At 68.1% G+C, this 14,490-nt stretch carries 15 protein-coding genes; 13 read left to right on the top strand and 2 right to left on the bottom strand.

Annotated elements, in window-relative coordinates; translation table 11 throughout:
• Window positions 1-5: 5 nt before the first annotated feature.
• The gene (locus tag J7I89_RS06240) at window positions 6-494 is read right to left on the bottom strand and encodes an inorganic diphosphatase (protein ID WP_214968320.1); all 489 of its coding nucleotides are present in this window, start codon (window positions 492-494) and stop codon (window positions 6-8) included.
• Window positions 495-646: 152 nt separating this feature from the next.
• On the opposite strand from J7I89_RS06240, the gene dacB reads away from it, so the two are divergent.
• The 4 genes from dacB to hpt all read left to right on the top strand — a co-directional run bounded on the left by dacB (window position 647) and on the right by hpt (window position 5,151).
• Window positions 647-2,161 carry a D-alanyl-D-alanine carboxypeptidase/D-alanyl-D-alanine-endopeptidase gene (gene dacB, locus J7I89_RS06235; RefSeq protein WP_214968318.1) on the top strand — a complete coding sequence of 505 codons (1,515 nt, stop codon included), beginning with the start codon at window positions 647-649 and terminating at the stop codon, window positions 2,159-2,161.
• A 104-nt stretch (window positions 2,162-2,265) separates the two neighbouring features.
• Window positions 2,266-3,384, top strand: coding sequence for a zinc-dependent metalloprotease (locus J7I89_RS06230; RefSeq protein WP_214968316.1), 1,119 nt, complete (start codon window positions 2,266-2,268; stop codon window positions 3,382-3,384).
• A 119-nt stretch (window positions 3,385-3,503) separates the two neighbouring features.
• Window positions 3,504-4,553: a tRNA lysidine(34) synthetase TilS gene (gene tilS, locus J7I89_RS06225; RefSeq protein ID WP_214968471.1), complete on the top strand. Its 1,050-nt coding sequence runs from the start codon at window positions 3,504-3,506 to the stop codon at window positions 4,551-4,553.
• 46 nt (window positions 4,554-4,599) lie between these two features.
• On the top strand, window positions 4,600-5,151 hold the full coding sequence (gene hpt, locus J7I89_RS06220; protein ID WP_056631984.1) for a hypoxanthine phosphoribosyltransferase: 552 nt from the start codon (window positions 4,600-4,602) through the stop codon (window positions 5,149-5,151).
• 138 nt (window positions 5,152-5,289) lie between these two features.
• Here hpt and J7I89_RS06215 read toward each other — a convergent pair whose 3' ends face one another.
• Window positions 5,290-5,595 (bottom strand): endonuclease domain-containing protein, encoded by a 306-nt coding sequence (locus J7I89_RS06215; protein WP_214968315.1) that lies wholly within the window; start codon window positions 5,593-5,595, stop codon window positions 5,290-5,292.
• 823 nt (window positions 5,596-6,418) lie between these two features.
• Between J7I89_RS06215 and ftsH the strand changes: the two genes are divergently transcribed.
• Genes ftsH through J7I89_RS06170 form a run of 9 tightly spaced genes read left to right on the top strand, consistent with a single transcriptional unit; the run spans window position 6,419 to window position 14,489 of the window.
• Window positions 6,419-8,485, top strand: a complete 2,067-nt coding sequence (gene ftsH, locus J7I89_RS06210; protein ID WP_214968313.1) for an ATP-dependent zinc metalloprotease FtsH — start codon at window positions 6,419-6,421, stop codon at window positions 8,483-8,485.
• Between the two features lie 10 nt (window positions 8,486-8,495).
• Window positions 8,496-9,134, top strand: coding sequence for a GTP cyclohydrolase I FolE (gene folE / locus J7I89_RS06205; protein ID WP_214968311.1), 639 nt, complete (start codon window positions 8,496-8,498; stop codon window positions 9,132-9,134).
• A gap of 10 nt (window positions 9,135-9,144) precedes the next feature.
• On the top strand, window positions 9,145-10,062 hold the full coding sequence (folP, locus tag J7I89_RS06200; RefSeq protein ID WP_214968309.1) for a dihydropteroate synthase: 918 nt from the start codon (window positions 9,145-9,147) through the stop codon (window positions 10,060-10,062).
• Window positions 10,063-10,075: 13 nt separating this feature from the next.
• Entirely contained in the window at window positions 10,076-10,435 is a 360-nt protein-coding gene (gene folB, locus J7I89_RS06195; protein WP_056631968.1) for a dihydroneopterin aldolase, read from the top strand.
• Window positions 10,432-10,968, top strand: coding sequence for a 2-amino-4-hydroxy-6-hydroxymethyldihydropteridine diphosphokinase (gene folK / locus J7I89_RS06190; protein ID WP_214968308.1), 537 nt, complete (start codon window positions 10,432-10,434; stop codon window positions 10,966-10,968). The genes folB and folK overlap by 4 nt, the downstream gene beginning before the upstream one ends.
• 4 nt (window positions 10,969-10,972) lie before the next feature.
• A complete protein-coding gene (locus tag J7I89_RS06185; RefSeq protein WP_214968307.1) occupies window positions 10,973-11,524 on the top strand; it encodes a DUF3180 domain-containing protein in 552 nt (183 codons plus the stop codon).
• Complete coding sequence (locus tag J7I89_RS06180) at window positions 11,505-12,017, top strand: PH domain-containing protein (protein WP_214968306.1); 513 nt, start codon at window positions 11,505-11,507, stop codon at window positions 12,015-12,017. Before J7I89_RS06185 ends, J7I89_RS06180 begins: the two co-directional genes overlap by 20 nt.
• Window positions 12,014-13,576, top strand: a complete 1,563-nt coding sequence (locus J7I89_RS06175; RefSeq protein WP_214968305.1) for a PH domain-containing protein — start codon at window positions 12,014-12,016, stop codon at window positions 13,574-13,576. The genes J7I89_RS06180 and J7I89_RS06175 overlap by 4 nt, the downstream gene beginning before the upstream one ends.
• On the top strand, window positions 13,569-14,489 hold the full coding sequence (locus J7I89_RS06170) for a Rossmann-like and DUF2520 domain-containing protein (protein ID WP_214968304.1): 921 nt from the start codon (window positions 13,569-13,571) through the stop codon (window positions 14,487-14,489). The genes J7I89_RS06175 and J7I89_RS06170 overlap by 8 nt, the downstream gene beginning before the upstream one ends.
• Window position 14,490: the final 1 nt, after the last annotated feature.

The following is a 14,490-nucleotide window of genomic DNA, read 5'->3' as shown; positions in this document are numbered from 1 at the left end:
TGGGGTCAGTGTGCCGCGGGCACGTAACGCTTGATGGAAGCCTCGAGCTCGGCTTCAGCAGCGGCGCGGTCGGCCCAGCCCTCGGCCTTGACCCACTTGCCGGGCTCCAGGTCCTTGTACCGGGTGAAGAAGTGCTCGATCTCCTTGATCAGGAACTCGCTGACGTCGCTGACTTCCTGGATGTGGTCGAACCTGGGGTCGGCCGGAACGCACAGGACCTTGGCGTCCCCGCCGCCGTCGTCGGTCATGTTGAAGACACCGATCGGGCGGGCTTCAACGATGACGCCCGGGTGCAGATCGAAGTCCTGCAGGAGCACCAGTGCGTCCAGCGGGTCGCCGTCTTCGCCGAGGGTGTTCTCGAAGAATCCGTAGTGGGTGGGGTACTGCATTGAGGTGAAGAGGACGCGGTCCAGGCGGACTCGGCCGGTCTCATGGTCGACTTCGTACTTGACGCGCGATCCCTTGGGGATCTCGATGGTCACGTCATGCTTCATGGAATGCTCCTCGACGATTGCTTGGTGTTCGCGGCACACTCGATCAGCCAAAAATAGGACAGTCAGTGCCGCCGACTACTATTGAGGATATAGCGAGAGGCCCAGGTTTCAGGAACTTATGGGGTAATTTCAGGACTTTGAGGACCAGCAGCATGAGCGGCACCACGGGCACGGCACGCAGCCGCGAAAGACTCCATGCGCTGATCCGGTCCTGGCCCACCGCCTTGCTCACGCTTCTGCTTGCCGTGCTGGCGCTGCCCGCCGGAATGCTGATTGCCCCGGCCCTGACCGGCCCGGACCTGTCCGCCGCCGGAGCCGCCGAAACCCCTGCGTGGCAGCTCGTGCCGGAACGCCTGTCCGTCCCGCAGGGCATCGGGCCGCTCAGGAACGCCGCGCCCGTTCCCGTGCCCGCGGAAGTGGCGGCCCGGCTGGACCCCGTCCTCAAGACCGACGGCGGGGGCACTTTCACGGGCGTGGTCCAGGACGCGGCCACGGGCAAGGTGCTCTTCGACCGGGACGGTGCCGCCAACAGGATCCCTGCGTCGAACATGAAACTGCTTACCGCCGTGGCTGCGCTGCGGTCGCTCGGTCCTGAGGCGCGGTTCAGCACCAAGGCGGTCGCCGTTCCCCCTGCAGGTTCGGCGACGCCGTCCGGTTCTGCGCGCTCCGGGACACGCTCGGTGGTGCTGGTGGGCGGCGGGGATGTCCTCTTGAGCGAGGCCGAATCCGCCGAGGGCAAGGTGCTCGGCCATGCCGGGCTGGCCACTCTTGCCAAGCAGACCGCGGAGTCGCTCCGCAAAGACGGGTTCACCGGCGATGTAAAGATCCTGGTGGACGATTCACTCTTCACCGGGCCTTCGCTCAACCCGGCCTGGAGCCCTGAAGACGTGGCAGCAGGGGAGATGGCTCCGCTGTTCCCGCTCGCGCTTAACTCGGCACGGTTCGATCCCGCAGTGACCATCGGGCCGCGGCCCCAGGACTCCGCCCTCGCCGCGGGCGAGGCATTCGCGGCCCGGCTCAGAACGGTTGGCGCGGCCGCGGGACTGAGGGTGGCGCCCGCCGTCGGACGCCTTGACGGGAAGACGGCGGCGAATGCCGCTGTCCTCGGGGAAGTGCAGTCGGCCACGGTCAGCCAGCAGGTCGACCACATGCTCCAGACCTCCGATAATTACCTCGCCGAGACCCTCGGCCGGATGTCGGCTGTTGCCACCGGCCAGCAGGCGAGCAACGAGACGGCCACCGCCGCGGTCCTCAGGCAGCTCGCGGACCTGGGAGTTCCCACGGAGGGCATGGTGGTGGCGGACGTATCCGGGCTGGCGCTGGACAACCAGGTTTCCGCCCGCCAGTTCTCGGAGGTGGTCCGGGCCATCACCTCGGGCCGGGACACCCGCCTGAGGGCGGCGCTGGCCGGCTTCCCGGTGGCCGGACTCACGGGGACGCTCGGGGACAGGTATATCGACGAATCCACGGCCGAGGGCGCCGGGCTGGTCAGGGCCAAAACGGGAACGCTGAACAGCGTCATTGCGCTGAGCGGTTACGTGGTGGACGCGGACGGCCGGCTTCTGGTGTTCTCCTTCATCGGCAACGGCCTGACCCCCGGTGCGGCGGGCAACAAGCCGGCCTTGGACGCCTCGGCCACGGTGCTCGCCGCCTGCGGCTGCAGCTAGGCGTCCGGGACTGGTGCCTGCGGGCTCCGGGCCCGGCTGCCGGCTGTTCGCCGGTCAGCGAACTTTAAGGCGCGTTGGCAGGCGCGTGTGTTCTGATGGACCGTATGGAGTCAACTGCAGGCCAGACAACAGCCCCGGCCCAGGCCCTGATCAACTGGGATCTTGCCGCGTCCACAGCAGCACGGCTTGCTCCCGCCGGCCCTTCACTGAAACCCGCAGAGATCGGCGAGGCCGTGCACCAGCTGCGCGAACTGGCCGATGCGTCGGTGCCGCACGTCCACCACATCACCGGGCTCGAGGCAGCGCGCGATCTCCGCGATTCCACGGTCCTCGTTGTGGACCGTGCCTCCTGGGCCAAGGCCAACACGCAGAGCTTCGCGGTCATGCTGAAGCCCGCCATCGAAAAGATGCTGGAGAACCGCCGCGGAACCATCAGCCCGGGTGCGGCGACCGTCAGCGGAGCCATCACCGGCAGCCAGCTTGGCGCCGTGCTGGCGTTCCTGTCCAGCAAGGTGCTGGGCCAGTACGATCCGTTTGCCGCCCTCGCGGAAGGTTCGCACGCGCCGTCCGGCGGGCGCTTGCTGCTCGTGGCCCCGAACATCATCTCCGTGGAGCGCGAGCTCAACGTGACCCCCGAGGATTTCCGGCTCTGGGTGTGCCTGCACGAGCAGACGCACCGGGTGCAGTTCGCCGCGGCGCCCTGGCTCCGGCACCACATGCTGAACGAGATCGACAACCTCAGCGGCCACCTTCTGGGCAACGTCGACTCGCTCATGGAGCGGGCGTCGGCGGCCGCCCGGTCGCTGAAGGACCGCACCGCCGCAGGCACCACGCCAGGCAGGGGCGCCATCCTGGATCTCCTGCAGAATCCGGAGGAGAAGGCCGCGCTGTCCCACCTCACGGCCGTCATGAGCCTGCTTGAGGGCCACGCCAACGTGGTGATGGACGCTGTGGACGAAAGCATCGTGCCCTCCGTGAAGACCATCCGGCAGCGTTTCAACGCCCGCGGCAAGGACAGGGGCGCCATCGAGAAGTTCATCCGCAGCCTCCTGGGCCTCGACGCCAAGATGCGCCAGTACAGCGACGGCGCCAAGTTTGTCCGCGCCGTGGTGGACGTGGCCGGAATGGAAGGCTTCAACAGGGTCTGGGAGGCGGCGCAGAACCTCCCCACCGAGCCGGAGATCCACGACGCCAGGATCTGGATCGACAGGATGGGGCTCTAGTTTCCGTGCAGGGCGCGTCGCCGGCCGCCTCAGTGCCCGCTTCCGGCGGCGGCAGCCCCGCCCGCAGCGGCCGGCGCACGCCCGGACGGCTGGCGCCTGTGCTCGGCACGGCGCGGAAGATGCTGCAGGAAGCGCTGTCCCAGGCCGGCTACCCGGAACGGATCCTCGTGGCCTGCAGCGGAGGCCCCGATTCGCTGGCCCTCGCCGCCGTCGCCGCGTATTTCGCCCGCCGCGGCCACGTGGACGGCCACCCGGTAGCTGTGGGGGGAGTGGTGGTGGACCACCAGCTGCAACCCGGTTCCGCGGACGTGGCAGCCAGTACGGCAGAAACCCTCACCGAGCTTGGCCTCAGCCCGGTTCATATCCGCACCGTGGACGTTGCTTCCAGCGGCGCTGGCCCCGAGGCGGCGGCCCGGGACGCACGGCATGCCGCGCTCGAAGCCGCAGCGACCGAGTGGGGCGCGGACGCGATTCTTCTGGGGCACACCCTCGATGACCAGGCCGAGCAAGTGCTGCTAGGCCTCGCGCGCGGCTCCGGCACAAGGTCGCTGGCCGGCATGCGGCCTGTGCGCGGGAGGCTGCTCCGGCCCTTCCTGGGCCTCCGGCGCGGGGACACCGAGGAGATCTGCCGTGCCGAGGAGCTCGAACCCTGGCACGATCCCAGCAATGCCGACCCTGCCTTTGCGCGCTCCCGGACCCGCGTGGAAGTCATGCCGCTGCTCGAGGAAAAGCTGGGCCCCGGCGTTGCGGAGTCCCTTGCCCGGACCGCCGCCATCCTCCAGCTGGACGCGGACTATTTGGAGGACGTGGCCAACAACACCTATGCCGCGCTCGCCGAGCGCACCGGTCCCGATGTCAGCCTGCCGGAGGCGGCCCTCAACGAACTGGCGCCGGCCATCCGGTTCCGGGTGATCGCCAAGGCCGCCGCCGAGGTCGGCGGTCAGCAGCCCAGCTACCAGCGGCTCCTCGCCGCGGAAGCGCTGCTTCGCCGGCAGGGTTCGGCCGGGCCCGTGGAGCTGCCCGGCGGAGTGAGCGTCTACCGTCTTTCGCTCGCCCAGCTGCTGGCAGGCGAGCGGGACGGGGAGCAGAGCGGCGCCGCCGGGGTTCCCCGCGAGGGCGCACGCTGTGGGAAGCTAGTATTCCGGCTTCGAAAACCGATCCGTAAATAGTCGCACCCCGCACCTACACATCCCCGCATCTACACAGGAGCAATTGGTGGATTCATCCGACGTCCAGGCAGACCTCAAGCACGTTCTCTACACCAAGGAACAGATCCAGCAGCGCATCACCGAACTCGCGGCGCAGATCGACAAAGACTATGAAGGCCGTGAAATCCTCATCGTGGGTGTGCTCAAGGGCGCGGTCATGGTCATGGCGGACCTCGCACGTGCACTGCACAGCCACATCTCCATGGACTGGATGGCCGTCTCCTCCTACGGCTCCGGCACGCAGTCCTCCGGCGTGGTGCGCATCCTCAAGGACCTCGACACGGACCTCATGGGCAAAGACGTGCTCATCGTCGAGGACATCATCGACTCGGGCCTCACGTTGTCCTGGCTGAAGACCAACCTCGAATCCCGCGGCACCGCGTCCGTCGAGGTCTGCACGGCCTTCCGCAAGCCGACGGCCGCGAAGGTGCAGATCGACGTCAAGTACGTCGGCTACGACATCCCCAATGAATTCGTGGTGGGCTACGGCCTGGACTACGCCGAAAAGTACCGCAACCTGGACTTCGTGGGCACGCTGGCCCCGCACGTATACGAGTAAGCGGACAAACTTCCCGCGGGCCGCGCAATTCTGCTCCGCTTTGGGCTCCCACGCCGCCTTCGAACCTTGCAAACAAAGGCTCGATGGCGGCGTGAGGCGGTTAATAGGGTACAAAAATGCGCAAGGGAGACACTCCGCTTAGCGCGGCGTCCGCGGCGGCGTGGCCAGGGCCAGCCGGATCTGTTCCAGCACCTCATCGGGCCGGTGCAGCACGTCCTCGTAAAGGTATCTCAGGACGCGGTAGCCGGTTGCGGCACCAATGTTGTTCCGCCGGATGTCCTTCTTGAACTGCGGCTTGTTGAGGTGGAAGCCCACGCCGTCGATCTCGACAATGAGGCAGCCGTTGATGATGAAGTCCACGTAGCCGATGCCCTCGAGGTAGACCTGCGTCCGGACGTCGAAGCCGTGCCTCCGGAACAGCACGCGGGCGACCGTCTCGAGCAACGAATCCGACCCGCGTTCTGCACTGGAGGCAATGAACCAGGACGTCCTTCAGGGGCAGGACCGGAGGAAGCAGCGTCGAGACGTTTCCGCTGATCGTGTGGGCAAGGTGGCCGGCGGGGAGGCGGCGGTGCGAGGCTGCCGGATGTCGACGGTCCGGAGCCCGAACGGTCCACAGCGCGTAGTGGCCGCGGCCGAGACGCAGGGTGACCGCGGCGTTGAGCTCATAGGCGCGGACGAAGTCCGGATCAGCCTGGGGCAGGCGGTAGACCCCGTGCCGGTGCTTGAGCATCAGGCCGGAGTCCACCGCGTGATCGATCTGACCCCGCGTGAAGCCTGCCCTTCGCAGGTGCGCGAGCCTGGTCACTCCGCCCTGGACGGTGAGGAAATCCGCAGGAAGCATGGTGTCCAGCCTGCACCGGGTCCCGGAATTGCGGCAGTCGCCGGGCTGGCTATGTGGACAACCCGGCCCGTGCCAGTGCTGTGGAGGGAGAATCGGCGCTGCGGAGCGCGATGGCGGCGGGTCCGTCCCGCACATCTGCACCGCTTTGGCCGCCCAGGGCAGGGCCGGGCCCGTCAATTCCGCGGCACCGGGTCCCGCCGGCCTGGAAGTGGTGCAAAAATGCGCACTCGGGAGCCACCGGCCCACTCGGCCGCACCGGCGGGCACGCAGCCACGCCCGTGCTACGCCCAGAGGGAACTTTTGCCCTACATCGTGCGTGATTTACTCCGGACGGTGTATAGCTAGAAGCGAAGCAGCACCACACGCGCGCACTCCACGCGCCGTGCAGCACTACCAGGAGGGACGGGGCCAGCCCCCGAACAGATGAAAGCTAAGAGTTTCTTCAAAGGCCCGGGCATCTGGATCATTGTTGTGGTCGGCATGCTCCTGCTGGCCTTTGCAACGTTGGCTCCGGGCGGTGCGACACGGATCGACACCCAGCCGGGCCTCGAGCTCCTTGCCCAGAACGGCAAGGTGGAACAGGCCAAGATCTTCGACGGCGAGAACCGCGTGGACCTGGTCCTGAAGGACAACCTGGTCATCGATGGCCAGGACAAGGGCAAGAACGTCCAGTTCTTCTTCGTCAACGACCGCGGCCCGGCCGTGGTCAAAGCCGTTACCGACTCGAACCCCTCCAAGGGCTACACGGACCAGCCGATCGAGAGCAACTGGCTGTCCGGCCTGTTCTCGCTGCTGATCCCGGTGCTGCTGCTCGGCGTCCTGTTCTGGTTCCTGCTGTCCCGCATGCAGGGCGGCGGCTCGAAGGTCATGCAGTTCGGCAAGTCCAAGGCCAAGATGGTCAACAAGGACATGCCGCAGGTGACCTTCGTGGACGTCGCGGGTGCCGACGAAGCCGTGGAGGAGCTCCAGGAAATCAAGGAATTCCTTGCAGAGCCCGCCAAGTTCCAGGCCGTGGGCGCCAAGATCCCCAAGGGCGTGCTGCTGTACGGTCCTCCGGGCACCGGCAAGACCCTCCTGGCCCGCGCCGTCGCCGGCGAGGCCGGCGTGCCGTTCTTCTCCATCTCGGGCTCGGACTTCGTTGAAATGTTCGTCGGCGTCGGTGCCTCCCGCGTCCGCGACCTCTTCGAGCAGGCCAAGTCCAACGCGCCCGCCATCATCTTCGTGGACGAGATCGACGCCGTCGGCCGCCACCGCGGTGCCGGCATCGGCGGCGGCAACGACGAACGCGAGCAGACCCTCAACCAGCTCCTGGTTGAAATGGACGGCTTCGACGTCAAGACCAACGTCATCCTCATCGCCGCCACCAACCGGCCCGACGTCCTGGACCCGGCGCTGCTCCGCCCCGGCCGCTTCGACCGGCAGATTTCCGTTGAAGCGCCGGACCTCGTGGGCCGCGTCCAGATCCTCGAGGTGCATGCCAAGGGCAAGCCCATGGCGCCGGACGTGGACATGAAGGCAGTGGGCAAGAAAACACCCGGTTACACAGGTGCGGACCTGGCCAACGTGCTGAATGAGGCGGCGCTGCTGACCGCCCGCTCCAACGCCAACCTGATCGATGACCGCGCGCTGGACGAGGCCATTGACCGCGTCATGGCCGGGCCGCAGAAGCGCAGCCGGGTCATGAAGGAGCACGAGCGCAAGATCACGGCCTACCACGAGGGCGGCCACGCGCTGGTTGCCGCGGCCCTGCGCAACTCCGCCCCGGTCACCAAGATCACCATCCTGCCCCGCGGCCGCGCACTGGGCTACACCATGGTTGTGCCGGAGACCGACAAGTACTCCATCACCCGCAACGAGCTGCTCGACCAGATGGCCTACGCCATGGGCGGCCGCGTTGCGGAGGAGATCGTCTTCCACGATCCGTCCACCGGCGCCTCGAACGACATCGAGAAGGCCACGGCCACGGCCCGCCAGATGGTCACGCAGTACGGCATGAGCGAGCGTGTGGGCGCGGTCCGGCTGGGCCAGGGCGGCGGCGAGCCGTTCCTGGGCCGGGACGCCAGCCACGAGCGCAACTACTCGGACCAGATCGCCTACATCGTGGATGAGGAAGTCCGCCGCCTGATCGACCAGGCCCATGACGAGGCCTACGCCATCCTCACGGAAAACCGCGACGTCCTGGACCAGCTGGCCCTGGAACTGCTCGAGCGCGAAACCCTGAACCAGGCCGAGATCGCCCACGTCTTCCGCACCATCCGCAAGCGCGACTTCCGCGAAGTGTGGCTGTCCAAGGAAACCCGGCCGGTCCAGACTGCCGGCCCGGTGGAGTCCCGGCTGGAGAAGGCGGAACGCGAGGCCCAGGCGGAAGCCAAGGAAGCCCGGCTGGAGGAACCGCTGGACGCGCTTCCGCCACATCCGCAAGGCGTTTCGGAGGACGCCTCCTTCCAGGGCGGAGTAACGGAGGCCGGTCCAGACGGCCACCACGGCTAAGCTCTTTGGTGTGACTCACTTCGACGACGACGACCATTCCGCCTCCGCCGACCACTCGGCGGGGGGCGGATCCGGCCGGCACCACAAGGTGGACAGGCCGCGGATTGAAGCGGCGGTGCGGGAAATCCTGCTGGCTATCGGCGAGGACCCGGACCGCGGCGGACTGCACGACACGCCGCGGCGCGTGGCCAAGGCTTATGCCGAGGTCTTTGCCGGCCTGCACCAGGACCCGGGAAGCGTCCTCTCCACCACCTTCGACCTCGACCACGAGGAACTGGTGCTGGTGAAGGACATCCCGTTCTACTCCACCTGCGAACACCACCTGGTTCCATTCCACGGGGTGGCGCACGTGGGCTACATCCCCTCCCATGACGGCAAAGTCACGGGACTGAGCAAGCTCGCGCGGCTGGTGGACATTTTCGCCCGCCGGCCGCAGGTGCAGGAGCGCCTCACCACGCAGATCGTCGAGGCACTGGTCACGCACCTCAAGCCGCGCGGAGCCATCGTGGTGGTGGAATGCGAACACATGTGCATGTCCATGCGCGGCATCCGCAAGCCCGGGGCCAAAACCGTCACAAGCGCGGTCCGCGGGCAACTTCATGACCCGGCCACCCGTGCCGAAGCCATGAGCCTCATACTCGGAAGGTAATAAACAGACTATGGATTCCCTAGCTGCAGCACCTGGAACCGGACCCGCCACATCACCCCTGCCCGTCCTGCGCAAACCGCGGCCGGCAGCAAAATTCGAAGACCTGCCCACCGGCCGCACGCTGGTAATGGGCATCCTGAACGTCACCCCGGACTCATTCAGCGACGGCGGCAAGCACCCCACGCCGGACACCGCCATCGCCGCCGGCCTCCGGATGTTTTACGCGGGAGCCGACATCATCGACGTCGGCGGTGAATCCACGCGCCCGGGCGCGGAGGAAGTCAGCCCCGACGAGGAGCAGCGGCGGGTCCTGCCGGTCATTGAGGCCCTGGTCAAGGCCGGTGCGCTGGTCAGCATCGACACCACCCACGCGTCCACGGCGGAAGCCGCACTGGACGCCGGAGCCGCGATCATCAACGACATCTCCGGTCTCAGCATCGAACCCGGAATGGCCGAGCTCGTGGCCGCGCGCAGGGCACCGTACGTCCTGACGCACCGCCGCGGCGACGCGAAGACCATGACGTCCCTGACGGAGTACGACGACGTCGCGAACGACGTCGTCTCCGAGCTCAGCGGGGTCCGGGACAAGCTGTACGCAGCGGGCGTGCTGCCCGAGCAGATCATCATTGACCCGGGCATCGGCTTCTCCAAGACGGACGAGCAGAACTGGGAGCTCCTCGGAAACCTCGGGCAGCTCGAAGCGATGGGGCACAAGGTCCTCGTGGGCGCTTCCCGCAAGCGCTTCCTTGGAACCCTCCTCACCGTGTCCGGAAAGGCCGCGCTCCCGGACGAGCGCGACGCCGCCACCGCCGCCATCACGGCCATCAGCGCAGCCCGCGGGGCGTGGGCTGTCCGCGTGCACGACGTCGGATCCAGCCTGGACGCTGTCAAGGTCGCCGCCCGCATGGCCCCCAGACCCGGCCACTGAGCAGGCGGGCACGATGGACAGGATCTCATTGAGCGGTGTCACGGCCACCGGCTACCACGGAGTGTTCGACTTTGAACGCCGCGAGGGCCAGCCGTTTGTCGTTGACGCCGTGCTGCACCTGGACTTCAGCCAGGCTGCGGCGTCGGACGATGTCCGGGACACTGCCCACTACGGCGAGGTGGCAGGACGCATCACGGACTGGATCACCGGTGAGCCCCTGAACCTGATTGAGGCCCTGGCCGTGCGCATGGCCGAGGGACTGCTCAAGGAATTCAAGATCGAAGCCGTGGAGATCACGGTGCACAAGCCAAAGGCCCCAATCGAGGTCCCCTTCGGGGACGTCGCCGTCAGTGTCTACCGGGAGCGCCCATGAACACCCAGTACACGCGGGCGGTGCTCGCCCTGGGCAGCAACCTCGGCGAACGGAACGACACGCTGTCCGAAGCCGTAGCGGATCTCGTCGACCGGCCGGAAGTGCGCCTCCTCGCGGTGTCCCCGGTGGTGCAGACCAAGGCCGTGGGCGGCCCTGCCGGCCAGCCGGACTTCCTCAACATGGTGATTTCCGTGGAAACCACCCTCGAGCCGCTGGAACTCCTCAAGCACTGCCAGGCGGTGGAAAACAAGCACCACAGGGTGCGCGAAGTGCACTGGGGGCCGCGGACGCTCGACGTCGACATCATCGTCTACGGGGACCTGCAAAGCTCCGATCCCGTGCTCACCGTTCCGCATCCCCGCGCGGCGGAACGGGCGTTCGTGCTCTATCCCTGGTCCCTGATCGAACCTTCGGCCACCCTGAACGGGGAGCGCGTCGGCGAACTGGCGGTCAAGGCCGCCGACTATCCGGACCTCACCCCGTTCGACGGGTTCGGGGACTTCGACGGCGTGCCCACAGCGGGGGCGGTGTAAGGCCGTGAAGCCCATGAACCCGCTGCTGCTTGCCGTGGTCTGCCTCGCCGTGGCCGTTGCAGGCTGGGCCGCCGCCATCCTGACCAGCAGGTACGGCATGGCCACCCCGGTGCTGCCGGCCACCGCCCTGGTCACGATGGGCGTGATCGTCACGCTCACCCTGGTCCTTGGCATCAGGGTCCTGCGCTGGCGCAACAGCACCAAGAAGAGCAACGGCACCAAGAAGAGGACTCCGCTCAATCCGATCCTCGCCGCGAGGACCCTTGTGCTCGCGCAGGCCTGCGCGTACGCGGGATCCGTCCTGCTGGGCTGGCACGCCGGAATTTTCGTGGACCAGCTGCGGATCTGGAGCCTGCGCAGCACCCTGGACGTCACCTGGGTTGCCTTCGGCATGGCGGGCGGCGGCTTGGTCATGGTGGTGGTGGGGCTCGTCGTCGAACGCTTCTGCAAGATCCCGCCCGAAGACGGCGACACCGATTCGGCACAGGGCCTGCCCGGCCAGGGCCACCGCGGCAAGGCCAAAGGGGAAGGCGAGTATGCATACCGCGGCGATTGATCCGCCGGGGATCACGTGGCTTCGCGTTTCCCCCAAATACGTCACGGTCCGCCTGGTCGAATGGGCCCTCGGCAACCTGATCGCGATTGCCCTGCTGAGCCTGCCCCTGCTGTTCGTCCTGTTCGGCTGGTGGACGTGGCCGCCCCGCTGGCTGGCCGTCGCCGTGCCTGCGTTCATGCTGGTGCTCGCGCTGTGGCGCCTTGTCCTGATTCCGCGCCAGGTCCGCGCCATCGGCTATGCGGAGCGCGACGACGACCTCCTCATCCGCGGCGGCATCTTCTTTCAGCGCGTCATGGTGGTCCCGTACGGGCGCATGCAGTACGTGGACATCAGCGTGGGGCCGGTGGAGCGGCGGCTGGGGCTGTGCACGTTGAAGCTGCACACGGCGTCCGCCTCAACAAACGCTTTCATCCCCGGGCTTCCCGCCGAGGAAGGCGCACGGCTGCGAGAACAGCTCTCAGCGCGCGGTGAAGCCAGGCTGGCCGGGCTGTGACCGCCGGCGGTCCCGCGGCTCCCGGAGAAAAGTACGACGGCGAGTGGCTGCGGGTGCATCCGGCCTCGCCGTTCGTGCGGGGCTGGGTGGCGCTGGCTGCGATCGGTTACTTCTTCGGGCGGGACACCTTCGAGCGGATGCTCCAGGGCCAGCCGCTCATGGACGGCCAGATTGCCGGCCGGACCCCGTTCCTTCTGGCCGGCGGGGCCGTGGTCCTGGCGCTGGCGGTTCTCGGGTTCATCCTGTCCTGGTATTTCACCCGGTACCAGGTGGCCGAAGGCTACGTCCGGGTCAACACCGGCTTCCTGTTCAAGCAGCAGCGGCAGGCCCGGCTGGACCGGGTCCAGGCGATCGACATCGTCCAGCCCCTGCTGGCGAGGATCTTCGGGCTGGCGGAACTGAAATTCGAGGTGGCGGACGCGGGCGAGTCGGCGGTCAGGCTCGCGTACCTCCGGATGGAGGATGCCCGGCAGTTGCGGGCCACCATCCTGGCCCGCGCATCGGGGGTGGAACTCGATCCCGGGCGTCCTGAAGCAGCCGCGCCGGAGGCGCCGGAGCAGCAGGTCCTGCAGGTCCCGCCGTCGCGCCTGATCGGTTCCCTGCTGCTCAGCGAGCAGAGCGTCTTCGTGCTGTTGGGCGCTGTGGCGTCCGTGGTGCTGTCCGCGGTGACGGAGAACAAGGGCTTCTTCCTGTACCTGATCCCGGCGGCGCTCGGCCTGATCGCCGCGTACTGGAGTTCCTTCCACAAGGGCTACAACTTCACGGTGGCAATTTCCCCGGACGGCATCCGGCTCCGGTACGGGCTCCTGGACACGCAGGCGCAGACGCTTCCGCCGGGCAGGATCCAGGCGCTGAGGGTGGTGCAGCCGCCGCTGTGGCGCATATTCGGCTGGTACCGGATGCAGGTCAATGTCGCCGGGTACGGGGCCGCCGGCAACAACGGCGAGGGGGGATCCCGCACCACCCTGCTGCCGGTCGGGCACCTCGGTGACGTCCTGAACATGCTGGCCCTGGTCCTGCCGGATCCGGGCACCGCCGACCCCCAGCGGGTTTTCCAGTGCGGGCTGGACGGCTTGGATTCCGACGGCGGTTTTGTCACCACTCCGCGCCGGGCCCGGCTCCTGGCGCCCCTCGGCTGGCGGCGCAACGGATTCGCCGCGACTGACACCGCCCTGCTGATGCGATCGGGACGCTGGTGGCGGCAACTTGTGGTGGTGCCGCACCAGCGAACCCAGTCGATGGCGCTGCACCAGGGACCGCTGGCGCGCAGGTTCAGGCTGGCCGACCTCGTGCTCCACACCACCGCCGGGCCGGTGACCCCGCGCGTCATCCAGGCGGACGCCGGGACTGCCCTGGCCCTCTTCGACGCCCAGGCGGCCCGCGCCCGCGCCGCCCGCAAACGGCAGACCAGCGAACACTGGCTAGCGCAGGTGTCCCCGCCGGTTGAGCCTGCACCCCCGGTTTCGCCGGTTGAGCCCGTCGAAACCGGAGAGCCCGGCCCCCAGCTCGAACACCAGTCGTCCACTCCAACCCAACAGGAAGGCCCGCAACGTGGCTAAGCCCGGCCGCCTCGGCGTCGGAATCATCGGGGCCGGCAAGGTCGGCGCGGTCCTGGGCGCGGCTCTGCGCGCGGCCGAACACGCCGTCGTCGGGGTTTCCGCCGTCTCGGACGCAAGCCGGGAACGGGCCGAAACGCTGCTCCCCGGAGTCCCCGTGCTCGACGTCCAGGACATCGTGGAGCGCGCGGAACTGGTGCTGCTGGCCGTGCCGGATGACGCCCTGGAAGGGCTCGTGGCGGGGCTGGCCAAACTCGGCGCTTGGCAGCCGGGGCAGCTCGTGGCGCACACGTCCGGCCGCTTCGGCGTCGGCGTCCTCCATCCTGTGCGTGCCGCCGGAGCCGTGCCGCTGGCGCTGCATCCGGCCATGACCTTCACCGGCATGAGCCTCGACCTGACCCGGCTCCTGGACTGCACGTTCGGCGTCACGGCTGATGCCGCCATGCTGCCCATCGCCCAGGCCCTTGTGGTGGAGATGGGCGCGGAACCCGTGGTCATTGCGGAGGGCGACCGCGTCATTTACCACGCAGCCCTCGCGCACGGCTCCAACCACCTGGTCACGCTCGTGGCGCAGGCATCGCAGCTGCTCCGCGAAGTGGGGGTGGACGCCCCGGAACGCATGCTCGGCCCGCTGCTGCGGGCCACCCTGGAGAACGCCCTCGCCTCCGGCGAGTCCGCGCTCACCGGGCCCGTGGCCCGCGGTGACGCGGGAACCGTGGCCGCCCACGCGCGGGCGCTCCGGGAGCACGACGGCGGTGCCGGCGCCGACATCCTCGAGGCGTACCTGGCGATGGCCAGGGCCACGGCAAGGCGGGCTGAAGGGCGCGGGCTGCTGAAACCGGACCAGCTGGAGGACATCCGCAACGCCCTTGCCAGCACAGATGACGACGGCCCCCAGGCCCCGGGAGGACACTGAT

It is taken from the genome of Arthrobacter sp. ISL-5, assembly GCF_018613835.1.
GTDB lineage: Bacteria > Actinomycetota > Actinomycetes > Actinomycetales > Micrococcaceae > Arthrobacter.
Note: the sequence above shows the minus strand (reverse complement) of the source record. Positions and strands in the feature narration are given on the sequence as shown.

Bases quoted from the DNA above. Each gene is read 5' to 3' on its own strand.
- ftsH (WP_214968313.1), top strand. From the start codon at position 6,419: ATGAAAGCTAAGAGTTTCTTCAAAGGCCCGGGCATCTGGATCATTGTT.
- folP (WP_214968309.1), top strand. From the start codon at position 9,145: ATGGATTCCCTAGCTGCAGCACCTGGAACCGGACCCGCCACATCACCC.
- J7I89_RS06230 (WP_214968316.1), top strand. From the start codon at position 2,266: ATGGAGTCAACTGCAGGCCAGACAACAGCCCCGGCCCAGGCCCTGATC.
- J7I89_RS06180 (WP_214968306.1), top strand. From the start codon at position 11,505: ATGCATACCGCGGCGATTGATCCGCCGGGGATCACGTGGCTTCGCGTT.
- J7I89_RS06240 (WP_214968320.1), bottom strand. From the start codon at position 494: ATGAAGCATGACGTGACCATCGAGATCCCCAAGGGATCGCGCGTCAAG.
- dacB (WP_214968318.1), top strand. From the start codon at position 647: ATGAGCGGCACCACGGGCACGGCACGCAGCCGCGAAAGACTCCATGCG.
- tilS (WP_214968471.1), top strand. From the start codon at position 3,504: ATGCTGCAGGAAGCGCTGTCCCAGGCCGGCTACCCGGAACGGATCCTC.
- folB (WP_056631968.1), top strand. From the start codon at position 10,076: ATGGACAGGATCTCATTGAGCGGTGTCACGGCCACCGGCTACCACGGA.
- folK (WP_214968308.1), top strand. From the start codon at position 10,432: ATGAACACCCAGTACACGCGGGCGGTGCTCGCCCTGGGCAGCAACCTC.